This is a genomic window from Selenomonas sp. FC4001, from assembly GCF_000701565.1.
Taxonomy (GTDB): domain Bacteria; phylum Bacillota; class Negativicutes; order Selenomonadales; family Selenomonadaceae; genus Selenomonas_A; species Selenomonas_A ruminantium_B.
Genome location: NZ_JNJF01000005.1, coordinates 78,349 through 103,409, shown reverse-complemented (window position 1 = coordinate 103,409; position 25,061 = coordinate 78,349). Strand labels below are relative to the sequence as shown.

Annotated in this window: 19 protein-coding genes; 18 read left to right on the top strand and 1 reads right to left on the bottom strand. The window is 49.0% G+C overall.

The annotated features are described in order from the left end of the window. The first annotated feature begins 137 nt into the window (after positions 1–137). The 5 genes from T320_RS02375 to T320_RS02355 all read left to right on the top strand — a co-directional run bounded on the left by T320_RS02375 (position 138) and on the right by T320_RS02355 (position 6,162). On the top strand, positions 138–521 hold the full coding sequence (locus tag T320_RS02375; protein WP_037352824.1) for a VOC family protein: 384 nt from the start codon (positions 138–140) through the stop codon (positions 519–521). Between the two features lie 163 nt (positions 522–684). Continuing rightward, a complete protein-coding gene (locus T320_RS02370) occupies positions 685–1,476 on the top strand; it encodes an electron transfer flavoprotein subunit beta/FixA family protein (protein WP_026760464.1) in 792 nt (263 codons plus the stop codon). 30 nt (positions 1,477–1,506) lie between these two features. Continuing rightward, a complete protein-coding gene (locus T320_RS02365; protein ID WP_037352822.1) occupies positions 1,507–2,700 on the top strand; it encodes an electron transfer flavoprotein subunit alpha/FixB family protein in 1,194 nt (397 codons plus the stop codon). Further along, on the top strand, positions 2,697–4,100 hold the full coding sequence (locus tag T320_RS02360; protein WP_037352820.1) for an FAD-binding oxidoreductase: 1,404 nt from the start codon (positions 2,697–2,699) through the stop codon (positions 4,098–4,100). Before T320_RS02365 ends, T320_RS02360 begins: the two co-directional genes overlap by 4 nt. A 175-nt stretch (positions 4,101–4,275) precedes the next feature. Beyond that, positions 4,276–6,162, top strand: coding sequence for a heavy metal translocating P-type ATPase (locus T320_RS02355; RefSeq protein ID WP_037352817.1), 1,887 nt, complete (start codon positions 4,276–4,278; stop codon positions 6,160–6,162). Here T320_RS02355 and bioB read toward each other — a convergent pair whose 3' ends face one another. Beyond that, entirely contained in the window at positions 6,163–7,128 is a 966-nt protein-coding gene (gene bioB, locus T320_RS02350; RefSeq protein WP_037352815.1) for a biotin synthase BioB, read from the bottom strand. Between the two features lie 202 nt (positions 7,129–7,330). On the opposite strand from bioB, the gene T320_RS02345 reads away from it, so the two are divergent. The 13 genes from T320_RS02345 (at position 7,331) to T320_RS02285 (ending at position 25,030) form a co-directional block, all read left to right on the top strand. Continuing rightward, complete coding sequence (locus tag T320_RS02345; protein ID WP_026760469.1) at positions 7,331–7,549, top strand: cation transporter; 219 nt, start codon at positions 7,331–7,333, stop codon at positions 7,547–7,549. 95 nt (positions 7,550–7,644) lie between these two features. After that, positions 7,645–9,105, top strand: coding sequence for an anthranilate synthase component I (gene trpE / locus T320_RS02340; RefSeq protein ID WP_051608556.1), 1,461 nt, complete (start codon positions 7,645–7,647; stop codon positions 9,103–9,105). After that, positions 9,102–9,671: an anthranilate synthase component II gene (locus T320_RS02335; protein WP_037352813.1), complete on the top strand. Its 570-nt coding sequence runs from the start codon at positions 9,102–9,104 to the stop codon at positions 9,669–9,671. Before trpE ends, T320_RS02335 begins: the two co-directional genes overlap by 4 nt. Before the next feature lie 92 nt (positions 9,672–9,763). Next, the gene (locus T320_RS02330; RefSeq protein WP_037352809.1) at positions 9,764–10,297 is read left to right on the top strand and encodes a gamma carbonic anhydrase family protein; all 534 of its coding nucleotides are present in this window, start codon (positions 9,764–9,766) and stop codon (positions 10,295–10,297) included. Between the two features lie 20 nt (positions 10,298–10,317). Continuing rightward, the gene (gene ndk / locus T320_RS02325; RefSeq protein ID WP_026760473.1) at positions 10,318–10,755 is read left to right on the top strand and encodes a nucleoside-diphosphate kinase; all 438 of its coding nucleotides are present in this window, start codon (positions 10,318–10,320) and stop codon (positions 10,753–10,755) included. A gap of 118 nt (positions 10,756–10,873) precedes the next feature. Beyond that, positions 10,874–11,134, top strand: coding sequence for a carbon storage regulator (locus tag T320_RS02320; RefSeq protein WP_051598544.1), 261 nt, complete (start codon positions 10,874–10,876; stop codon positions 11,132–11,134). Between the two features lie 16 nt (positions 11,135–11,150). Next, complete coding sequence (locus tag T320_RS02315; RefSeq protein ID WP_037352807.1) at positions 11,151–12,797, top strand: putative manganese-dependent inorganic diphosphatase; 1,647 nt, start codon at positions 11,151–11,153, stop codon at positions 12,795–12,797. Positions 12,798–12,905: 108 nt separating this feature from the next. Next, positions 12,906–15,212 (top strand): DNA helicase PcrA, encoded by a 2,307-nt coding sequence (pcrA, locus tag T320_RS02310; RefSeq protein ID WP_037352804.1) that lies wholly within the window; start codon positions 12,906–12,908, stop codon positions 15,210–15,212. A 294-nt stretch (positions 15,213–15,506) separates the two neighbouring features. Then, on the top strand, positions 15,507–16,397 hold the full coding sequence (locus tag T320_RS02305) for an endonuclease NucS domain-containing protein (protein WP_037352801.1): 891 nt from the start codon (positions 15,507–15,509) through the stop codon (positions 16,395–16,397). A gap of 14 nt (positions 16,398–16,411) precedes the next feature. Further along, complete coding sequence (locus T320_RS02300; RefSeq protein WP_197019357.1) at positions 16,412–18,346, top strand: BRCT domain-containing protein; 1,935 nt, start codon at positions 16,412–16,414, stop codon at positions 18,344–18,346. 246 nt (positions 18,347–18,592) lie between these two features. After that, complete coding sequence (locus tag T320_RS02295; protein ID WP_051608555.1) at positions 18,593–19,045, top strand: CAP domain-containing protein; 453 nt, start codon at positions 18,593–18,595, stop codon at positions 19,043–19,045. 494 nt (positions 19,046–19,539) lie between these two features. Then, positions 19,540–23,163: a two-partner secretion domain-containing protein gene (locus T320_RS02290; protein ID WP_037352795.1), complete on the top strand. Its 3,624-nt coding sequence runs from the start codon at positions 19,540–19,542 to the stop codon at positions 23,161–23,163. Positions 23,164–23,317: 154 nt separating this feature from the next. Then, the gene (locus tag T320_RS02285) at positions 23,318–25,030 is read left to right on the top strand and encodes a ShlB/FhaC/HecB family hemolysin secretion/activation protein (RefSeq protein WP_037352792.1); all 1,713 of its coding nucleotides are present in this window, start codon (positions 23,318–23,320) and stop codon (positions 25,028–25,030) included. Positions 25,031–25,061 lie beyond the last annotated feature (31 nt).

Here is a 25,061-nt window from a genome sequence, read left to right as displayed (position 1 = left end):
AGGAAAATATTAACGGATTAGCGAATTTTTTGATAATCAATTATAACGAACTTGCAACAAGCTGTCTGTACTGGAAAAATAATCTGCAATAAGCTATAATATATATTGTTTGTAATTCTATTTTAGGAGGCAGAACAATGGCGACATTTAAGTTTGCGCATAACAATTTCAATGTGCTGGATTTGGAACGCAGCATGAAGTTTTATGAAGAAGCTTTGGGGCTCAAAGAAGTGCGCCGTATTAACGGTGAGGGCTTTAAGATTGTCTTTCTCGGGGACGAACTGGGCAGCGAACATCAGCTGGAACTGACCTGGCTGGCTGACCGCAAGGAGCCTTACAACCTCGGCGACAATGAATTCCATCTGGCCCTGCGGACGGACGATTATGAAGCGGCGCACGCCAAGCATGAGAAGATGGGCTGCATCTGCTATGAGAATACGGCCATGGGCATCTACTTTATCGTAGACCCGGACGGCTACTGGGTGGAAATCCTGCCGCCGGTGGTAGAAGAAAAATACTAAATGAGTTTTTACAGACCTGTGAGAGTGGCGTACTCTTGCAGGTTTTTTTCGTTTATCGTCCAGTTTGTTATTTGTTTCACAATATAAAGAAAATTTTATGCAATTTCTTGAAGGAGATTTGAATCATATGACGAATTAGTAGAGTCAAGGAGGGTGAATAGCGATGAATATTTTGGTTTGTATCAAGCAAGTTCCAGGTTCTAACAAAGTTGAAGTAGACCCGGTTACGGGGGTGCTCAAGCGTAATGGGGCGGATGCCAAGATGAATCCGTATGACCTTTACGCTTTGGAGACGGGCCTGCGGCTCAAGGAGCAGTATGGCGGCACCTTAAACGTGCTGACCATGGGGCCGCCGCCGGCGAAAAAGATTCTCTATGAAGCCTTTGCCATGGGGGCCGATAAGGGCGCTCTGATTACGGACAGAAAGTTTGGTGGTGCCGATGTGCTTTCCACCAGCTATACCTTGTCCCAGGGAATCAAGCGCTTTGGGAACTTTGACTTGATTATCTGCGGTTTGCAGACCACGGATGGAGACACGGCTCAGGTGGGGCCGGAGGTTTCCGAGCAGCTGGGCATTCCCTGTGTCTGCAATGTGAAACAGGTAGAAGGTGTCGAAGACAATGCCATTGTGGTGAATATGGAAATGTCTGAGGATGTGGAACGGCTGAAAGTGTCCTTCCCCTGCCTGCTTACCGTACAAAAAGATATTTGCGAACCGCGTTTGCCATCCTATAAAAAATCCAAGGAAACTGCCACGCGGGAAATTGAAACCTATACCTTGAGCGATATGGAAGATACCGACGAGCACCATTATGGCTTGAATGGCTCGCCTACGCAGGTACAGCGTATTTTTCCGCCAGAGTCCCACAAATCCCGGGAAACCTGGGAGGGGTCTGGTGAGGAACAGGCTGGCCGCATCTACAGTATGCTCAAGAGCAAGAAGTTTATTGCATGATTCGTTTCCTAAGCGCGAGGAGGTTTCATAATGGGTAAATTAGTTGTTCATCAGGATAAGATAACGGATATCAAGGCCCTAATGGCGATTTGTCCCTTCGGTGCCATGACAGAAAAGAATGGCACAGTTGAAATATCAGCCGCCTGCCGCCTTTGCAAACTCTGCGTGAAAAAAGGCAATGGTGCCATGGAATTTGTGGAAGATGAGCCAAAAGCACAGATTGACAAGAGTAAATGGCAGGGGATTGCCGTTTATATCGACCACGTGGAAGGCCATATTCATCCTGTTTCCTTTGAGTTATTGGGCAAGGCCCGCGAACTTGCCGACAAGATTCATCAGCAGGTTTATGCTCTGTTTATGGGGCATGATATTAGCGGCGCAGCCAAAGAACTGCGTCACTATGGCGCAGATAAGATTTTTGTCTGCGATAAGAAGAGTCTGGGCGGGTTTAATATTGAAGCCTATACCAAGGTGTTTGAACATTTCATCAAGCAGGTGAAACCGGCAGCCATTCTCGTGGGGGCAACGCCTGTAGGCCGTCAGTTGGCACCAAGGGTAGCCGCCCGCTTCCATACGGGGCTTACCGCTGACTGCACGGTGCTGGATATCCATGAGAATACTGACTTAGTGCAGATTCGTCCGGCCTTTGGCGGTAACATCATGGCGGAGATTCTGACGCCCAATACCCGTCCGCAGATGGCTACGGTGCGTTATAAGATTATGGATGCTCCCCAGCGCAGCAAAGAGGCCAAGGGCACCATTGAACAGCTCGTGGTACCAGAAAACGAACTGGCCTCCCGCATTACGGTGCTCGGCATCACGAAAAAGCCTAAGGAAAAGAGCATTGAACATGCAGATGTGCTGGTGGTCGCTGGTCGCGGTATCAAGAAAAAAGAGGATTTGGAGCTGGTCTATCAGCTGGCAGAAGCCTTGGGCGGCGACTATGCCTGCACGCGTCCGCTTATTGAAGCGGGCTGGATGGACCCGCGGCGGCAGATTGGCTTGTCAGGCCGTACTGTAAGACCGAAGCTCATCATCACCTGCGGTGTTTCCGGTGCCATTCAGTTCGTAGCCGGCATGGAACACAGCGATGAGATTTTTGCCATTAATTCAGACCCCAAGGCCGCCATTTTCAAGGTAGCCAATTATGCCGTTGTAGGGGATTTGTACGAGATTATACCGCAGCTGCTTGCCCGGATTCAGCAGGGGAGGAAAATCGCATGATGGAATACAATCAGATTACAGAAAAAGACTTAGCAGAAATTGCCACCTTTATGGACAGGGAACGGCTGTTGTTCGGCAAAGAAATCAACGAGGAATACAGCCATGATGAACTGGCCAGCGTGCGTACCTATCCAACGCTGGTAGCCCGCGTGACCTCCACGGAGGAAGTTTCTAAACTCATGGCTTATGCCAATAAGCATCATATTGCGGTAACCCCGCGCGGAGCTGGTACGGGCCTTGTGGGCGCCTCTGTGGCAGTCGAGCAGGGCATCATGATTGATACCACGCTGATGAATCACATTCTGGAACTGGATGATAAAAATCTGACCCTGACGGTGGAGCCAGGAGTCCTGCTGATGGAACTCAAAAGCTATGTGGAAGAACAGGGCTTTTACTATCCTCCTGACCCGGGCGAAAAGTCGGCGACCATCGGCGGCAATATCAGCACGAATGCGGGCGGCATGACAGCCGTAAAATACGGCGTAACCCGTGATTATGTACGCGCGCTCGAAGTGGTGTTGGCGGACGGCACCATCATGCAGCTCGGCGGCAAAGTGGTGAAGAATAGTTCCGGCTACGATTTGAAGGATATGATTATCGGCTCGGAAGGCACGTTGGCTTTTGTGACCAAGGCCGTGCTGAAACTTTTGCCCCTGCCCAAGAAGAATGTTACCCTGCTGGTTCCGTTCCCCACATTGGAACAGGCTATTGGCACCGTGCCGCTGATCATTCAGGCAAAATCCGTGCCCACGGCCATTGAGTTTATGGAGCGCGAGGTCATCTTAGATGCGGAAGAATATCTGGGCCGCAAGTTCCCAGACAATCAGGCGGACGCCTATCTGCTGCTGAAATTTGACGGCAATACCATGGAAGAAATCGCTTCCTACTATGATGAAACGGCGCAGATTTGTTTGGACCAGGGAGCCATTGACATTCTGATTGCCGATACAGAGGAACGCAGTCTGCCGGTTTGGAAGACGCGCGGTGCATTCCTCGAAGCGATTAAATCCTCCACCAGCATGATGGACGAAGTGGATGTGGTGGTGCCGCGCAGTCGGGTCAATGAATTTGTGGAATTTGTCCATGAGCTGCGCAAGGAAATCGGCATCCGCATCAAATCCTTCGGCCATGCCGGAGACGGCAATCTGCATGTTTACATTCTGAAGGATGACCTGCCGGATAAGAAATGGGAAAAACTCTTGAGCATTGCCATGGAGCGCATGTATGCTAAAGCCCATGAATTGCGGGGGCAGGTTTCCGGTGAGCACGGCATTGGCCTGGTAAAACGTCCCTATCTGCAGGAATCTCTGCCGGAATCTAGCCTTGTTTTGATGCGGGGCATTAAGAAGGCCTTTGACCCCAATAATATTTTGAATCCCCATAAGGTTTGCCAAGCATAAACCCCTATATTGGGCTTGACCGGTCAAAAAATTGACTGGTCAGGCTCTTTTTTATTGACGCTGCCCGGCCTGCGTGCTATAATTTTTATAGAACAAATGAACAGTTATTCATATGTTATTAATTGACAGGTCAGATTGACAAGTCAAATTTGACTTGTCAGCGGGGAGGCGCTTTATGAACAAGAAACAGAAGAAAAATCTCCTGCGCATTATTGTGGCAGCGGTGTTGTTGGTGGTGCTGGCTTATGCGCCGCTGACGGGAGGGCCGCGCTTTGTGGCCTATCTGCTTCCGTATCTGATTGTAGGCTATGACATTCTGCTGAAGGCGGGCAAGGGCATCAAAAACCGCAAGGCCTTTGACGAATGTCTGCTGATGGCCATTGCGACCATCGGCGCCATGGCTTTGGCTATCTATGAGGATGGAGATTATACCGAGGCTATCGCCGTTATGCTCTTTTATCAGGTGGGCGAGTGGTTCCAGTCCTATGCAGTTGGCCGCAGCCGCCGGGATATCAGCGCGTTGATGGATATTCGCCCTGACTACGCCAATTTGGAGGGGGAAGACGGCCAGCTCAAAAGAGTGGACCCCGACGAAGTGGAAATCGGTGCAATCATTGTGGTAAAGCCCGGTGAGAAGATTCCCCTCGATGGCGTAGTGGTGGAAGGTGTGTCCAGTCTGAACACAGTGGCACTTACCGGGGAATCCCTGCCGCGGGACATCAAGGCAGGGGACGAAGTGCTCTCGGGCTGTATCAACATCAACGGCCTTTTGAAAATCAAAACGACTAAGGAATTTGACGAGTCAACGGCATCGAGGATTTTGGAGATGGTGGAAGATGCCAGCTCCCGCAAGTCTAAGTCGGAAAACTTTATCGCCAAATTCGCCCGTGTCTATACGCCGATTGTGGTCTATGCGGCTATCGCTTTGGCTCTGTTACCGCCGCTGGTGCGCCTGCTCTTTATGGGACTGACTCCTGAATGGGGCACCTGGGTGTACCGCGCGTTGGTTTTCCTCGTTATCAGCTGTCCCTGTGCCTTGGTGGTCAGCATTCCGCTGTCTTTCTTTGCGGGCATTGGCGGTGCCAGCCGTCAGGGTGTCCTCGTGAAGGGCTCGAATTACCTCGAAACCTTGGCCGAAGTGGATACGGTGGTCTTTGATAAGACTGGTACACTGACCAAAGGTGTCTTTGAGGTCAGCGCCATCCATACGGATAAATTAGACGCGGACCAGCTGCTGCATTTGGCGGCGCATGTGGAGCGTTATTCCACCCATCCCATTGCAGAATCCCTGCGGGCGGCTTTCGGCCATGAAGCCGATGGCTGCAGTGTGGAGCAGGTGGAGGAGATTCCCGGTCAGGGTATCCGCGCTATGGTCAATGGCCGTCAGGTTCATGTGGGCAATGAAAAACTTATGGAAACTATCGGTGCCTCGTGGCATGAATGCAGCCATGGTTTGCCGGGGACGACTATTCATGTGGCGCTGGACGGTGAGTACGCCGGTCATATCATCATTGCCGACGTGCTGAAGGAACATGCTAAGGAAGCCATCACGGCCTTAAAGAAAAATGGTATCCGCCAGACGGTGATGCTCACCGGGGATGCCATGAAGGTCGCGGACAAAGTTGCCGCTGATTTGCAGTTGGATACGGTTTACAGCCAGCTGTTGCCGCAGGATAAGGTAGCCAAGGTAGAAGAACTGCTGGCCGCGCAAAAGACCGGCAAACTGGCCTTTGTGGGAGATGGCATCAATGATGCGCCTGTGCTCTCGCGGGCTGATGTGGGCATTGCCATGGGGGCTATGGGCTCCGATGCTGCCATTGAAGCAGCTGATATCGTGCTCATGGATGATGACCCGCTGAAAATTTCCGTTGCCCAGCGCGTGGCGCGCAAGACGCTGCGGATTGTCAAGCAGAATATCTATTTCTCCATTGGCGTTAAGGTGCTCGTAATGATTGGCGGTGCCTTGGGCTTTGCCAATATGTGGGCGGCCATCTTCGCAGATGTGGGCGTAATGGTGCTGGCGGTGCTTAACGCCGTGCGGGCTATGTTCGTGTCACGCTAATCAGGTATTGCTAAGGCCTAAGCTTTCCAGCATGGCCAAATCTTCTTTGATGGTGGTGCCGGAGGTCGTCAGCATATTGCCGGTGATGGAAGCAGAGGCTCCCTGCGTGAAGGCTGCGGCACCGTTTTCCGGCAAGAGTTTTCGTCCGGCGGCCAGACGGATATTGGCTTCGGGATTGATGAAGCGGAAGATGGCAATGGTGCGCATAATTTCCTCTGGCGTAAGGCGGGGCTGGTTTTCCAGCCCCGTTCCTTTTATGGGCATCAGGGCGTTGATGGGGATGGAGGTGATATGAAGCTCCGCCAAACTTATGGCCATATCCAGACGGTCCTCCCAGGTTTCGCCCATGCCGATAATGCCGCCGGAGCAGACGCAGAGTCCTTCTTCCTGGGCGATTTTGATGGTTTTGATTCTGTCCTCGTAGGTATGACTCGTGCAGATTTGCGGGAAATAGCGGCGGGAAGTTTCGATATTATGATGATAACTCGTGACGCCTGCGGCCCGCAGACGGCGGAACTGCTCCCGGCTGATGATGCCATGGGAAGCGCAGAGGTCGATGGTCAGGGTGTCTCGCATCTTTTCATAGGCGGCAATGGCCTGGTCAAATTCTGCGCCGCCCAGTGCCCGTCCGGAGGTGACGATGGCAAAGCGGTTGACACCGGCTTCCTGATTGGCCCGGGCGTTGGCGATAATTTCTTCCTGCGGCAGGAAGGGATATTCGTCAATGCCTGTATGATGGCAGGCGGCTTGCGCACAGTATTTGCAGTTTTCGCTGCATCGCCCGCTGCGCCCGTTGATGATGGTGCAGAGGTCAACATGCTGGCCGCAGAAATGCTTTTGCAGCCGTCCAGCTTCGGCGGAAAGTTCCTCCAAGGGCGTGTCAAAGAGCAGGGAAAAGTCATCTCCTCGCTGCAGGCGGAAACCCGCCATGATTTTGTCGGCTAGGGCGTGAATTTTGCTGGTCATATTATCAAAACTCCTTCGTTTTATGTTAACTGCTTACTAAAATAAAGATAACCATAAGAAAAAGTTTTGTCAACAATAAATAGAATTAAAGTTGACTTAAGCGCGAAAAAATGACAAAACTCTTGCCAGTTTATGAAATGCAGGGTATAATAAAACTAACGAATGAACACATACTCATATATGAAGAAAGAGGGATTGATTTATGAAGAAAACCTATAAAATCGAAGTGGACTGTGCCAACTGCGCTAACCTGATGGAAGAAGCCGCCAAGAATACCCCGGGTGTAGCAGATGCCACGGTAAACTTCATGGCCCTCAAGATGAAGGTGGAGTTTGAAGATGGCGCAGAAGTCAGCGAGGTAATGGAAAATGTGCTGGCTAACTGCAAAAAAGTAGAAGACGACTGCGAAATCTTCTTCTAAGGACAAAACTTTACAATAGAATGTATATTTCTTGACATAAAGCCTCTGAAATGGTAACTTCTTGTATAAGAGTGTTAGCAAAGGAGGCTTTTTGTGTGAAGTTTTTTCCTGAATATACGGACATCGAGAATTTGACTGGTCAATTTGACATTGCACCGGTAAGTTGCGAGATACTGGCGGATTTCATCACGCCCATGGAGGCTCTGCGTATATTGAAGAACACCAGTGAGCATTGCTATCTGCTGGAGTCGGCCCAGGCCAGCGACAAGTGGGGGCGTTATACGTTTTTGGGCTTTGAGCCCCGCATGGAAATCACCTGCCTCAATGGGGCGTTTAAGGCAGGCGGGCGAACTGTTGCGGGGGCTGACCCGGCTGCGGAAATTCGTAAGGTTTTGTCAGGTTATCGCAGTCCACGCTTTGCAGGGCTGCCACCCTTTACCGGCGGGCTCGTGGGTTATTTTGCCTATGACTTTATCGGCTACAGCGAGCCCAAGGCCAAAGTGGAAGTGGAGGACACGGAAAACTTCCGGGACGTTGACCTCATGCTCTTTGATAAGGTCATTGCCTTTGACCATGTGCGGCAGAAAATCGTGCTGATGGTGAACATGAAGCTGGCCGATGGTGAGGCCGGTTATCAAAAAGCCACTGCAGAGCTTAGCCGCATGGTGAAACTTTTGCGCACTGGCGAAAAGAAGGTGGATGAGGACGGCAAACTGCTGGGAGAAGTCGCTCCCCTGTTCGCAAAGGACGAATTTTGCGCCATGGTGGAGAAGGCCAAGCACCATATCCACGAGGGGGACATTTTCCAGATTGTGCTGTCCAATCGTTTGTCAGCACCCTTTCAGGGCAGTCTCTTAAATACCTATCGCGTTCTGCGCACCATCAATCCGTCACCCTATATGTTCTACTTCTCGGGGCTGGATGTGGAAGTGGCCGGCGCTTCGCCGGAAACGCTGGTGAAATTGGAGGATGGTATTCTCCATACCTTTCCACTGGCTGGCACCCGTCCCTGCGGCAGGACAGCGGCGGAGGACAGGGCCTTGGAGCAGGAACTGCTGGCGGACGAAAAGGAGCTGGCCGAACACAATATGCTGGTGGATTTGGGCCGCAACGATTTGGGCAAAATCAGCGAGTTTGGTTCCGTGGAGGTGGAAAAGCTGCATTCCATTGAGCGTTTTTCCCATGTGATGCATATCGGCTCCACGGTGCGGGGAAAAATCCGTGCCGATAAAGATGCGCTGGATGCCATTGCCGCGGTACTGCCTGCAGGTACCCTTTCCGGGGCACCGAAAATCCGCGCCTGTCAGTTGATTGGAGAACTGGAGGGCAACAAGCGGGGCATTTACGGCGGCGCCATCGGCTATATCGACTTTACCGGCAATATGGATACCTGCATTGCCATCCGCATTGCCTACAAGAAGAACGGTCAGGTCTTTGTGCGCAGCGGTGCCGGTATCGTCGCGGACTCCAATCCCGAGAAGGAATATCAGGAATGTATCAACAAGGCCAAGGCCGTGGTGCGCTCCCTGGAATATGCGGAGGATGATGACTTATGATTTTGCTGGTGGATAATTACGACAGCTTTTCCTACAATTTGTATCAGCTTATCGGCAGCATTGAGCCGGATATCCGCGTCATCCGCAATGATGAAATGACGGTGGCAGAGATTGAGGCCTTGCAGCCAGACCGCATTATCCTGTCTCCGGGGCCGGGCAGGCCCGAAGATGCGGGCAATATCATGGAGATTGCGGCCGTTTTGGGCAAAAAGATTCCGACCCTGGGTGTATGTCTGGGCCATCAGGCCATCTGCGCCGCGTTTGGCGGCGTGGTGACCTATGCCAAGGAACTCATGCACGGCAAACAGTCGGCCATTCAGTTCCGCGACGACTGTCCGCTTTTTCAGCACTGCTCATCGAATATGCTCGTGGCCCGCTATCACTCCTTAGCGGCAGAGGCAGATACCCTGCCGGAATGCCTGGAGGTTACGGCGCAGACCACTGATGGTGAGGTTATGGCGGTACAGCATCGGGATTATCCCATCTACGGCGTGCAGTTCCATCCCGAGTCGATTATGACGCCGGAAGGCAGAACCATGCTGCAGAATTTTATCGCTCTTTCCTGAGTAAATTATCGCTAATATTGCTAAATTTCGCCAAAATCGTTATAATAGAGAGGAAACAATAGTTTTCCAAAGTAAACCAGGAGGCGATACTTATGAGCACTATTCTTTCCTACAAGGGGAAAACGCCTGTCATTGGCAAAGACGTATTCATGGCTCCTTCCGCTACGGTTGTTGGCGATGTGGAAATCGGTGAAGGCAGCAGAATATGGTTTAACGCTGTAGTACGCGGTGATTTTCAGAAGCTGACCATTGGCAAGAACTGTGATATTCAGGATAACAGCACCCTGCATGTGATGTTGGACGAACCGACAGAGATAGGCGATAATGTCATTATAGGTCACAATGCCGTAGTGCACGCCAGGAAAATCGGCAGCAACTGCCTGATTGGTATGGGCTCGATTATCTTGGGACATACGGAAATTGGCGATAATGTGGTTATTGGTGCTGGTACCAAACTGACGCAGCATAAAAAGATTCCGTCGAATTCATTGGTTTATGGCAACCCGGCAGAGATTATCCGTGCCTTGCGGGAAGATGAAATCGAAGCTCTGCGCGCATCTGGGGAAAACTATCAGAAGGTCGCAGCCATCTATCAGGAAGAATTGGACAAAATAAAAGATAAATAAGCAAGGAGACATAGCAAATTATGGAAAAAACTTTGGTACTGATTAAGCCGGACGCCTTTGCCCTGCATTACAGCGGCGATATCATCAAGCGTTACGAGCAGGAGGGCTTCCGCATTGTGGCCATGAAGCTCTTGAAGATGGATGAGCGTCTGGCTTCCATCCACTATGCCGAGCATATCGGTCGTCCGTATTACGGGGATTTGGTGGGCTTTATGACGTCTGCGCCGCTGATTGCGCTGGTATTGGAAGGCGAAAATGCCATTGCCCGCATCCGTGAGCTCCATGGCAAGACCAATCCGGCAGAAGCTGCTGACGGCACCATCCGCAAGCTCTATGCCACCAATGGCCGCCGCAATGCCGTACATGCTTCGGACAGCCCGGAAAGCGCCGCGCGGGAAATTCACATTTTCTTCAATGAAACGGAAATTCTCGATGGCGAGTACCATGTAATGGAATAATTTTACACCGGCCCCCATACGGGGGCCATTTTATTTGCTTAAATGCGCATTTCCGTTTGAAATTCCCCCGTCAGTTGTGGTATTATGGACAGTGACGGAATAAAGGGGGAGTGGGATTTTGCTGGTACTCACGCGGAAAGCAAATGAAGAAATCATGATTGGCGATCATATCGTAGTCAATATCGTCAAAGTCAGCGGAGGTAAAATCAAACTCGGCATCACCGCACCGCCGGAAATTTCCATAAAGCGGGAAGAAGACCCGCAGAAATTTGACGAGCGCGCTAAGAGGCGTGCAGCAGGGGAACCCCAGCATGGCGAGGCCATGAAGGTGGGCGGACAGAATTATAACAAGCAGGCGGTCAAAGCCGCTTTAATATGAGGAGGAATTTTTCTTTATGAAGAGCGCAAAACCTATTTATACGATTGGTCATCGTAATCCGGATACGGATTCTATTTGTTCGGCAATTGGCTACGCGCATTTGAAGCAGGCCATGGGTGAAAATGTTGTTCCGGCCCGGGCTGGCAAGGTCAATGCAGAAACCAAATATGCGTTGGAGCATTTCAAGGTAGAAAAACCGGTACTGCTGACTGATTTGTATCCTCGGGTAAAGGATGTTATGCTGGACAGCAAGATTGTGGTACGCCAGCATGATACCCTGCGCCGTCTGGGTGAGGTTATGCGTGAGCATGATTTGCGCTCCGTACCCGTTACGGACAGCAAGGGCGTAATGGTCGGCATCGTGACGGTTTCCGATTTGGCGAAGCGCTATTTCCAGGAACTGGGCATGCAGAACCTGGCCGATATGCGCGTTCGCTATCGTGATGTCATTGCCGCTACGGACAGTAAGGTGCTGGTTTCCGGCGAAGAAGGCGACTTCATCAAGGGCAACGTGCGCATTGCCGCAGGTTCCATCAGCATGATTAAAAACATCATCAATGAAAATGATGTGGTGCTCGTAGGTGACCGCCATGACGAAACCCTTATCGATATCGTAAATCAGGGCATTTCCTGCCTCGTGGTTACGGGCAATGGCCGCGTATCGGCTGATGTTATCGAAGCTGCGGAAGCCAAGGGCATGTTCGTACTGTCCACGCCGTATGACACTTATACGGTTGCCCGCCTGATTAATCAGTGCGTGCCCATCCGCCGCATCATGCACGAAAATCCGGTATGCTTCAAGCCGCTCGATATGCTCTCCGATATCAAGGGCACCATGGACGAAACCAACTACCGCAACTATCCGGTTGTAGAAAACGGCAAGCTCGTTGGCGTTGTCAGCCGTGATAATCTGATGGTTCCGGAACGCGAACAGGTCATCCTCGTTGACCATAACGAACGCGGTCAGGCTGTAGAAGGTATCGAAGAAGCCAAGATTGTGGAAATCGTTGACCATCACCGTCTGGGCGGTATTCAGACCAGCGAACCGATTTTCACCCATGCGGAACCGGTTGGCTGCACGGCAACCATCGTGGCTAACATGCACTGGCAGAAGGATATCGATATCCCGGCATCCATTGCAGGCCTCCTGCTTTCCGCCATCATCTCCGATACGGTGCTCTTTAAGTCTCCGACCTGCACGGAATACGATAAGAAGACGGCACAGCGTTTGGCTGAAATCGCTGGCGTTGACATCAACGAATACGGCATGGAAATGCTCAAGGCCGGTTCCGGCATTGGCGATATGACGCCGTCGGAAATTGCCAAGAATGACCTCAAGGAATTCCAGATTGGCGACTACCGCATTATCGTCAGCCAGATTTCCGTAATGGACACCAAGGAAGTTATGGACCTCGAACCGCAGCTTATCGATGCTATGCAGAAAATCTGCGACCATGACGGCTTTGACATGAGCCTCGTAATGGTTACGGATATCCTCGAAGAAGCAACGTATCTGCTCTTCACGGGCTCGCCCAAGACGCTTATCGGCGAAGCCTTCAAGAAGGATGCCAGCGGCACCCATGTATATCTGCCTGGCGTCATGAGCCGCAAGAAGCAGATTATCCCGCCTCTTTCCGAAGCGGTTAAATGCATCAGCAAATAATTGTCGTGTGATTTTTAATCATAAAAGCACCGCCCCTAACTTTTGTTGGGGCGGGCTTTCTGTCTTAAATGTCAAATGTGAGTGAATGAGAGTATTTTGGAGGTTATTTTGGATATATTTGCAGGACTGAATCCCGCCCAGAAAGAGGCAGTGGAGCATACGGACGGACCTTTGCTTATCATGGCTGGCGCCGGTTCCGGTAAGACCAAGGTGCTGACGTGCAAGGTGGCCAATCTCTTGGCCAAAGGCGTTGCCCCCTGGAGCATCCTGGCCATCACCTTTACCAACAAGGCGGCTACGGAAATGCGGGAACGTGTTGACCGCATGATAGGCGAGGGGGCCAAGGACGTATGGCTCTCGACCTTCCATTCTTTCTGTGCCAAATTCCTGCGGCGGGAAGTGGAAGCTACGGGGATGTACAAGCGCAACTTTGTCATCTACGACAGCAGCGACAGCCAGGTGGTCATCAAGGAATGCCTCAAAGAGCTGAACCTTGACCCCAAGCAGTATGCGCCTAGCTCCATCCAGAATGCCATTTCCAATGCCAAAAACCAGCTGATGGGCCCCAAGGCAGTAGCAAGAGATGCGGATAATTTCTTCCAGCAGAAGGTGGCAGAAGTCTATGCCCTTTACGCTAAGAAACTGCGCACGAATAACGCCATGGACTTTGACGATTTGCTCATGGTATCGGTGCTGCTGCTCGAAGAGCATGAGGAAATCCGCGTCAAGTACCAGAACCGCTTCAAGTACATTTTGGTGGACGAGTATCAGGATACCAACGGCGCTCAGTACCAGCTGACCAAAATTCTCGCGGCCAAGCATCACAATCTCTGCGTCGTGGGCGATGCGGACCAGTCCATCTACGGCTGGCGCGGTGCGGATATCCGCAACATCATGGATTTTGAGGAAGACTATCCCGAAGCCCGCACCATCAAGCTGGAGCAGAACTACCGTTCGACCAAGAATATTCTGGCGGCAGCCAATGCGGTCATTGAAAACAATATCAACCGCAAGAAGAAGGAACTCTGGACGGAAAATGCCACGGGTGAAAAGCTCACCATCTACGAAGCAAGGGACGAGCGTGACGAAGCGGAATTTATTGCCACAACCGTGATGAAGCAGAAGACCATCTTCAATGCTTCTTATGGTGATATGGCCGTGCTTTACCGCACCAATGCCCAGTCCCGCGTAGTCGAAGAAACCTTTATGCGCCGTGGTATTCCCTATACGATGGTCGGCGGCCTCAAGTTCTACGACCGCAAGGAAATCAAGGATATTCTGGCCTACTTGCGGGTTATCTACAATCCGCTGGACACCGTGAGCCTGTTGCGCATCATCAATGTGCCGAAGCGTGGTTTAGGCGCTACTACCATTGCCAAGCTGGCTGACTTTGCCGAAAACAACGGTCTGACGCTCTTTGATGTGATTTCCAGCGAGGACACCTTGAGCCAGATTCCGGGCATTACGGCCAGAGTTAAAAAGCCGTTGGAGCTTTTCTCCACCTTTATCTTCCAGTTTATGGGCTATCAGTCCAACATGCGCATTGATGACCTGATTGAGAAGGTGCTCGAAGAGTCTGGTTACCTGCGGGAATTGCAGGAGGAAAAGAAGCCGGAGAACGAAAGCCGCATCGAAAACCTCAAGGAATTCGTAGGTGTGGCACGCGACTTCCAAAAGACCGAGGATAACCCCACGCTGGAAAACTTCCTGTCTACCTTGTCGCTTGTGTCCGATATCGACAATGCGGAGCTTGAAGACGACCGCATTACGCTGATGACCTTGCATTCGGCCAAAGGCTTGGAATTCCCTACGGTGTTTATGGTGGGCATGGAGGAAGGTCTCTTCCCGCATTCCCGCACATTGATGGATGAAAACGAAATCGAAGAGGAGCGCCGCACCTGCTACGTGGGTATTACCCGCGCCCAGCGCAAGCTCTATCTGACCTGCGCCCAGCAGCGCACAATCTATGGCAAGACCAGCATGTCTACGCCATCCCGCTTCTTAGGGGAAATCCCCGAAGAATACACGGAACGCCTCGTGCCCCGCGTCAATGCCTATGGCTTTGCTAATGCCAACCATTACGGTGCCCAGCAGCGCAGCGGCACCATGACTTTCCGTCCGTCTGCTAATCAGATGGGCAGCGGGGCAAACTTCTCCGATAAGGCGAAGTCGGCGCTCGAAGTCATGAATGCTATGCAGAAACGCGGCGTTAATGTCCAGCCTAAGACCGGTGTAATTCGTCCCGACACCTCCGTTGAGTGGAAGGTCGGCGATAAAGCCCAGCATGGCAAATGGGGCGTTGGTACTGTCGTGTCCGTTAAGGGCGAAGGGGAAGAAGTCGAGCTCAAGATTGCGTTCCCGGGACAGGGCGTCAAGGGGCTTATGCAGAAGTATGCGCCGATTAGTAAGGTTTGATTTACAACTTCAATAGATAACATCGATGTGCAAAGGCGCCCGGCGCGTGGGGATAACTTTTCTTCGCTTAGACAGGCTTGTCAAACGCTACGGAAAGCCATCCCCACGCGCCGGGCTTTTGTATTTTATACGTAGCTCAATTTGCACAATATCGCTGACGAGTCAAAAGATTTGTTCTCATAGGAAAAGTATTTTATAATTACTCCTAAGCATAGTGCTTTCGTAAAGATTAGTGAATTTGACTATTTCAAAGCAAGAACATATTCAGAGTGGTATTTTTAGAGGATGAATATAATGTCGGATATAAAACTGTTCGAAACCGTAGGCAGTGTTAAAGAGTTGCTTTCTTCAAAGGTTCATTTGGAAAAAGAACTACAGAACTTAATAGAAGATAATATGGAACTGTTTTTTGGTGTTCGTTTTTTAAAAAGTGAATATGCTATCACTAACGGGCGAATGGATAGCATAGGGATAGATGAAAATAACAGTCCTGTTATTTTTGAATATAAACGTAGCAGCAATGAAAATGTAATTAATCAGGGGTTGTTTTATTTAGACTGGTTGCTTGACCATAAAGGTGATTTCCAAATGCTTGTTATAGAAAAAATGGGTATGGATGTTGCAAATGCGATAGATTGGTCAGTACCAAGTGTTATTTGTATTGCCAGCGATTTTACTAAGTATGATATTCATGCTGTAAATCAAATGCAGAGGAATATCAAACTGGTCAAATATCGAAAATACTCAAACGGTCAAATATTGTTTGAGCATTTGAATACACCTATAGTAAAACAGGTGGAACAGGATACCGTTTTAGGTGCGGAGAAGAAGGGGAGTAAGACACATCAAGAAAAATTGAAGGAAGCACCACAAAATATAAGAAATATTTATTATGAGTTATGTAATTACATTGAATCGTTAGGTGACGATATATCAGCTAATCAGTTAAAATTGTATTTGGCATATAAAACAACGCAGAATTTAGCTTGTATTGAAATATACAAAAAGCATGTTACTGTATATTTAAAACTGTCTCCGGATTTAGTAGATTTGGAGGCGGGCTTTTCCAAAGATATGCGTGGCATAGGTCATTATGGCACGGGAGATTTGCAGTTGACGCTAAAAACTGTAGAAGATCTTAATAAGGCAAAAGCATTGATTGACCGTGCATATAATGAGGCGTAATGGAGGGTCGTATAGTGATAAAGATAATGACACGAGAGGAACATTTAGCAGCTATAAAGAAGGCTGACCGCGAGTATTATGAATTAGACGACCCTACGCTGGCAGATGAGGAATATGATGCTCTGCGGCGGGATTATATTGATAAATACGGTGCCGAGGATTTGAATTATGTGCCCGGTGCCGCAACTGGTGATTTTGATAAGTTTACCCACCCGACACCTGTCACGTCCTTGAGCAAGTGGACGAAGGGTGTGGATGATGAAGTTGACTTGTCAAAAAAAATCGAGGAACTTTGGCCTGTTGTCATGCAGCCAAAGTTTGACGGGCTTACGGTGGTCGCTTATCCCAATGCAGACGGTTCCTGCCGTTTTGTAACCCGTGGTTTGGGCGGGCGGATTGGGGAGGTTTTGCCTCATTTCATCAGCAAATACGAAGGCAAAGGCGTTAACAACAGCGGCTTTGCCATTCGAGGTGAAGTGTACATTACGCCGGAAAACTTCGCGAAGATGAACGAAGCACTGCTGGCGGATGGTATCGAGCCCATGAAAAATATGCGCAATGCGGCGGCCGGGATTCTGCGCCGCAAGGAGCGCAGTCCCTTTGTGGATTACTTGAGCTATGTCTGCTATGAGATTCCCGGTGAGGATATCACGCCGCTGGCGGCGCGGGAAATCATCATGAGTCAGACCGCATTCACCGCTACGGAGATGGTAGAACTTTCGGCAGTCGATACGGCGCTGGCGGATATTGAAGCCTTCTATGAAAAGCTCAAGCAGGATAATGATGTGCCCATTGATGGCATTGTCATCAAAAGCGGTCAGGAAAACAGTTTGGAAAAGTTCGGGTTCACTGCGCATCATCCGCGCAATGGTTTTGCCTATAAAGCGTTATCGGAGAAGTTTGTCACCGTGGTGCGGGATGTTATCTGGCAGATGGGCCGCCGCAAGGCAACGCCTGTGGCCATTGTAGACCCCGTAGAAATTGACGGCACTACTGTGACCAAGGCCTCCTTGCACAATGCGGCCATGATTGAAGAACTGGGACTTAAAATCGGCGCCACCGTGGAAATCCACAAGGCCAATGAAATCATCCCCCAGATTACCCGCGTATTGGAACCGGGCACAGGAGAAATCACTTTGGCGGTTTGCCCTTCCTGTGGGGAACCGTTGGAAGAAGTCAACGGACAACAGTTCTGCAACAATCCGGCCTGTGATGAGCGCATTGCCCAGGACATTGCCTTTGTGGGCGGCAAGGAAGTGCTGAATATCGAAGGTCTGTCCATAGAAACGGCCCGCAAGATGGTGGCCTATTGGAAGAATCAGTATGCTGCGGTAAAACCCACCTATACGATAATCTTTTCCTTTACGGCAGATATGCTGGCGACCTTGGAAGGTTTTGCGGAAAAATCCGCCGAGAAGCTCTATGCCAACATTCAGGCCGCCAGCCAGAATGTGGAACTGCCGCGCTTTATCAAAGCCCTGTGCCTGCCCGGTATCGGTACGGATGTGGGCAAGATTTTGGCTGATGAATTCGGCAGTCTGGAAAAACTCTTTCAGGAAATGGATGCCGTGCCAGAGCCGCAGGAAATGCTCCAGCAGATTAACGGCATTGGCCCCAAGACGGCGGAGATGGTTTCTTCCAACCGCTTTGCTGTAGCGGTAAGTGAGCTGCAGCGCCATGTGACCATCGCCCCCTATGAAAAGCAGGAAGCTCCTGCGGGCGATTATGCGGGCAAGATTTTCGTCCTGACCGGCAAGATGGCCCAGCCCCGCAGCTATTATGTGGAGCTTATCGAAAAGGCCGGCGGCAAGGAAGGAAAATCCGTCACCGGCAAGACCGATTACCTGGTGATTCAGGATGTCAACAGTACCAGCTCCAAAGCCATCAAAGCCCGGGAAGTCGGCACAAAGCTCGTAAGCCCGGAAGAATTGGTGGAAATGTTGGGCTAAAGGAAATATTTCTCAGGGTATTGCCATGCAGTAATACTGCATGGTAAAATTACCTTGTAAATGTCATTTTTTCAACTGAATATAGAAGCGGATTTGCGGTTCGTGTGACTATGAGATAGTTGCTCCGGAAATAATGTCGCTGGTTTTGTGAGAAATCCTGAGTACCCCTGTTTTTCAGGAAGCATAACGTGTGGATACATTGTGCTCAAGGAAAAGGATTGGAAACAAAACGAAGGAGTGATTGTTATGAAAACTTCGCAGCGCATTATGTTTTTTCTGGTTATGGCCGCGATTCTCGTTGTAACATCTCCTGCTTTTGCTTCCGATATTCGGACTGAGGTACAGTACTACGTGAATATTGAACGTATAAACGCTGGGCTGACGCCTGTTGTATTGGATGATAGCATTGGGCGTGGCGCTGTTGTGCGAGCAGCAGAAGCTCAGGTGAGCTTTGCTCATCAGCGTCCTGATGGCAGGGATGTGAAGTCAGTTTTGGAAAATGGCACTTGCGGCTGGTTTGGTGAAAACCTGGCAGTCAGCGAGGTTAAGGATGCTCGGAGAATTGTGCGTGCGTGGATGGGTTCGCCTACTCATCGTGCAAACATTCTCGGTCGTCACTACGTGCGCATGGGCGTTGAGTGCATACGCAACAAGGCGGACGGGCACTATTATTGGGCACTGCTCTTTGCAGGGGAGTGACCAACAACCAAATCAGAAAGTAGAGAGGTGTGGAAACGCACCTCTTTATTTGTGTTTTATTAATGATATGTGTTATCGTTTGTCATACTTTTTGACAAAGATATTTAAGCATCGCAGGCACTCTTTGCCGCCTTTAAGGAAATGGGCATTATGCTAGATGATTTGGATGGCGTATACACCCATTTTGACAGAAAAAATTAAGAGGTAGTTCTTTCGTCACGAATACGAAAAACGCGACAAGCGAATTTTAATTTCAAAAGGCAAGTTGCCCTTTGCGGGCGGCTTGCTTTTTGATGTGTAAAAATGCCTAAATGAAAGTAGGGACTTTGGTCTTATTACTGTACTATTGTTCTAGTCAACTTTGCTTAAAAAGATGCGGATTTGAAATAGTTACACCGCAATATGACGTTTTTCACTAGAGTTTAGTCCTATGTTATGCTATACTTTTTGATAGTTTGTTTCTTAAGAGAATATTAGAAGGAGTGAGGGGATTAATGAGATGGATCACCAAGTATAGGAAACAACGTATGGGGGCGTTGGCTGCAGCCATTGCGGTGACGGCGTGGATGCCGACGGCGATGGGGGAGCCAGAAGCGAATACAGTACCAACAGGAGCGAATGTTACTAATGGAACAGCAACCGTTCCTGACAATCCTACGATAAGTCAACAGGATAATAAGAAAGAACTTAATATTACTGTTAATAGCCCAAAAGCTGCTATAGACTGGGATTCCTTTGATATCGGTTCAAATGCTAGAGTCAACTTTAATGGTGATAATGGCTTCGTGATATTAAACCGTGTGCCGAATGCAACAAAGGCTTCTGAAATATACGGTGAGCTAAATGGCAGAGGTGGCACAGTATACCTTATTAATCCACAAGGTATAACCTTTGGCGGCTCTGCTCGTGTGGAAGTCGGCAGTTTAGTAGCATCGACTTTGGATATTAAGCAGGCTGATTTTTTGGCGGATGCAAATGCAGATATAAATATTGTTACTGCGCAGGGAGGAAATGGGAAAATAAAAGTAGAAAATGCTGCTAATATTAAGGCAAGTGAAGGCTATGTGGCGCTTCTAGCACATAAGATTGAAAATGCTGGTACAATTGAAGCGCCAGACATAGCGATGGCTGCAGGGCAGCAGATAGAAATTAGTTATGATAATAAAATCAATTTAGTGGTAAATGTATCCAAAGATGAAAAGAAACCGGCTGTGATTGATCTTGCGCATAACTATGTTCTTATGCGCAGCAGTGATGTTAACAGCATTATAAGCGAAAGTCTTATAAAGAATACGGGGACTATTCAAGCAACACGTATTACATTGGATTCGGATGGGAAGCCTGTGCTATGTGGTAGCGGTAGTGTAAACATGATTGCGGCTAATGTGGAGTTGAATGGTAAAATTACCGCAGAAAACAATATTAATACTACTGGATATGAGAGCTTGCAGGTACGGGACAGTACGGATGTTCATGCAACGTCAGATGCAGGTGCTTGGAATATTCAGGCTAAGAATATCACAATTACTGAGAATCCGAGTGATGGGAAAGGTGATAATTCAAATCCTAACAAGATAAGCCATAGGGTTTTGAGTAATACGTTGACGGATACAAATGTAAACATTGTGGCAAGTCCTGATCAGACAAAATATTATTCTGACATAACGGTAACAAAACCGATTGAGAAGAGTGGCACAAAAGCAACTTCTCTATCCCTTACTGCTGGACGAAATATCAGTGTGGATGCGGATATTAAGTCTACTGGGGGAGCGTTGGATCTCACGTTAAATTCTAGAAATATGGAAAGAACAAATTCGAAACGTGAGGATGGAGCTACCATTATTAGGGCTGATATTAGTACTAATGGAGGCAATTTTACTACAACAGGCAAGCATGGTACTTATTTTGGCGTAAAAGTAGATGGTAAAGATGGAACCAATATAGGAACATCTAGAAATATTGAAACCAAAGGTGGAAAAATTAGTCTTTTTGGTGATGAGGTTTTGCTAGCAACAGGTGGCGTTGTTAAACTTAATGCTGGTGATGCGGGGGACGTATTCATTGAGGGAAATGTGAATTCAGCTAATGCTTATTACAATGTGGAGAATAATAAAGTCCTATCTTGGGCGGATGCTAGAGAAAAGGCAAAGCAAACTAATGTGGAGTCTTTGAAGGGGAAAATACATCTCGCGGTGATTACGAGTGCGTTGGAAGATGCTGTGGCGACTTCCGCAATTACTAAAAGCAATGCGTCTACGAAAGAGGCATTTGTAGGTGGCCATGTTGTAAAAGTGAAAATAAATGAAGCTGGCCGTCCTGTTGATGCAGAAGGCAAAGAAATTGAATACGCTATAGATGAGAATGGAAATCCAGAAATAAAAGGGACACCAGTGATTGATGAGGCTTCTGTGCAAAGAGACGCTAGCAAGAAGGTCGTTGGCGTCACGGTTATGGAAGCAACTGATAATAAAGGGTGGTATATAATAAAAGATAAGGATGGGCATGACCATAATGCTCGCTTTTGGGGGTGGACTGAAGGGGCAGAAGCTGGCAATATTTTTTATGTACAAACCACAGGCGAGACGGTTTTAGGCAAAGATATGGAATCGTCTACGGATAAGGCTTGGTTGAAGAACCATGGTGCTGCTGTGTATAATGCAAAGGAAGCAAGAGAGGCATATGTAAACTTTGCTCCCAAAGAACCCAATGATGATATGGGGCAAGATACTACTAATGCTACGCAAATGGCACTAGCAATTAACTATGACACGCATAAGGATAATGAGAGAAAGGAGATCCTTTATTCACAGTGGGATGATATTGGTGCTAGTGCAACTCAGATTAAGAATTATGTAGTTGAGGCTGAATTAGGAAACACAGCAATGAGCATCGATGGCAAAAATGTGAAATTAGCCGGTGAAGTAGGCAATCTTACTAAATTAAAGAACGTTGCTGTTAATGCTTCGGGGAACATTGATGTTCAAAGAACTATTAATGTTGAGAATAAAGTTAAACTAGCGGGTACGAATATTGCGATAGGCGGTAACATTACAGCTGATGCCAAGAATGCAGATGATGCTGTTGTAATTCAAGCGCAAAGAACCTTCTCGAATTCCAATAATGCGGATATTTCCTTGGGGGATATGAGCAGTTGGAAGATTTATTCAGATAATCCAAAGGATGATGATTTTGGTGGATTAAATAGTGGAAGCTTTGCAATCTGGGGATGGAAAGGACAAAATACTTATTCAAGTGATAGAAATCTGTACATTTTCAAATATCATCCTACCCTTACAATTACGGCTAATAATGCTACAAAGAAGTTTGGAGAGGTCCTTAGCGATACGGGGTATACTCTAAACAGTGAGTTAAGTGGTCAATATTTAGATTATTTCCTTGATGGTTATGAGGATAAGTTAAAAGTTGCGTATATGCTGGATGACGTAGGGACAAAATCTTATGGGTACCCTGCTAGTGCCCCTTTGGGAACTTACCTTATCGATTTAAAGAATACGGATGATGGTGTAGCTGCACTTATGGATAACGGTTATAACGCATACGTAAAGCCGGGAATATTGACCGTAACGGGAAATAATCCCGAAGATGTCAAACCCCAGCTTGACCCGCATGATACCACAAATGTGGATGGTTCTGCTTCCTACACCACGGCTCCGCGTACTGCTCCGGGGACTGACCGCGTATTAGGTTTGCAGAGTGCGGAACTGCCGTTCTTCCGTGAAGAAAATGGCCAGACCAAGCTCTATGGCACTTATGATGTTTCCATCGACCCGGACAAGGTAAAGATGGAACCGACGGCTAAAGTTTTGCCGGAACCTGACCAGCCGAAGAATCAGTATCGTGAGTACGATAAGGAAATCACGACGAAGGTTGGTACGGCGAAGTTCAAGCTGACTTACAATGGTTCGACCTTTGATATCTATCCGGTGGATATCTTTGGCAAGAAAGTTTTGAAGGCGGGCGATGCGGCTAAGAACGTGGAAGTTGAGTCGCAGGCGCTGTTTGCCGCCTTCAAGGAAATGGGCATCACCTTGGATGATTTGGATGGTGTATATACCCATTTTGATAATAAAAAAGAGGTGCAGTCCTTTCGCAAGTAATGCGAAAGCTGCCGCTGGGATTATCAAAGATTTACAGGGGAGAAGTGGCAAGATAAAGGTGGCCGAGTGTGATGATGGTATCGTTCTCGATGCCGAAGCACTGACCGTTGCCCCTCCTGAAGGTTAAATACAACAGGGAAGGAAGAATAGTAGATTGTTAATAAATACGAGAAGAGGCAGTATCAAAAATATTTCTAAAGCTGTTTTGCTGGCGACGGTCATGGGAAGTTTCCCCCTGACCGGTGCGGAAGCTGCATTGCCGCCTGGTGTGGAAAGTCCGGATACTACGGCAGGTCAGCTGGCTGAAGATCTAAATGAGAAACGGCAGGCCGCTATGGCTGGGGAACAGAAGGGAAAAGCTTCTGTTTCCCAGCCGGATTCCCGTCCGGCACTGGATTTGCCGGACGAACTCAAAGTGGAAGTCAAAGGCTTCAAGGTTTCCGGGCAGGATATTTTCCCCGAGGAAAAACTGCTGGCAGTTCTTGATAAGCGCAAGAATCAGCTTCTGTCCTTCCGGGATTTGGAAGCGGGAGCAGATGATTTGTCGGCGTATTTTCGTGACCGTGGCTATGTGGCTGTACGTGTTTATCTGCCGGTGCAGAAGATTACCAACGGTATTGTGGAGTATGCTGTGGAAGTCGGCCGGTTTGATAAGCTCACCGTCCGCAACCATACATCCATCCATGATTCGGCTGTGGAACGGGAAGTGCGTTGCTTAAAGCAGGGCGAATACCTGACCAAGGCAAAACTGCAGCGTGCTATCTGGCTGCTCTCGGATTTGGCAGGCGCAGATGCCAAGGCTGTGTTGTCGCAGGGGTCCGAGCCGGGCACAGTTCATGTGGAGATTGACCTCAACAAGCACAAGGGCAAGCAGGGCCTTGTTACGGTGGATAACTATGGCAACCGCCATACGGGCTATTATGAATTGGGTGTGGATTACGATTTTCTGAATCTGGCCCATGAAGGTGACCATTTTGCCGTGGGCGGTCTGCTTACGGGCAGCCACCTCTATAACTACGGGTTCAACTATACCATTCCCGTTGCCACGGACGGTTTGAAGGCTTCTGTGGGTTACAATTCTTTGAGCTATAGCATGGGCAAGGAATTTGAAAATCTGGATGCTGTGGGTACGGCGCGCATTACGAATGTGGGTCTTGACTATGCTATCCGCCGCAGCCAGAAGAACAATCTCTATGTAGGCGCACGTTATGAGTACAGCAGTTTGAAGGATGAGTACAGAGCATTTCCGGATACTGTGGATGATAAGCACGGTCATGCAGGTATTCTGGCATTCTATGGTGATGAAACCGACCATTACGGCAGCACCTTCTGGCGTGTGGAAAACAAGTGGGGTTCGGTTGGCTTTTCGCATCATAGTTTGGCCACAGGCTCTCCAGAAGGCGGCTATTGGAAGATTAAGGGGAACATTCTGCGCCGTCAGGATTTGACCCCGCGCCTCTATCTGCTGCTTTCGGCCAGAGGGCAGTATGCAAAGGACAGTCTCGATTCTTCCGAGCGTATGAGCTTGGGCGGTATTAACGGTGTCCGGGCATATCCTGCCAGTGAAGCATCCGGTGACCGCGGCTATATTACGCGGGCGGAGCTGCGCTATCTGATTCCGCTCAAGGAACAGGACAAGCAGCTGCAGCTGGCCGCCTATTTCGACCATGGCGGCGTGTTGCGTATGTCTCCGGGCGGTGACTATTACCGTCATCTGGAAGGGGCAGGCCTTGGCCTGATTTTCTCCCGCTACCAAGATTGGTTTATCCGCGCCGATTACGCTTGGCGGCTTAGCAATGACCTTCCGACTTCTGATACCAGCAGTCCGAATGGTCACTTCTGGATTCGCGGCGGCGTATATTTCTAATCTGCAAAAGAAAAGCGATTTGACTTGTCAG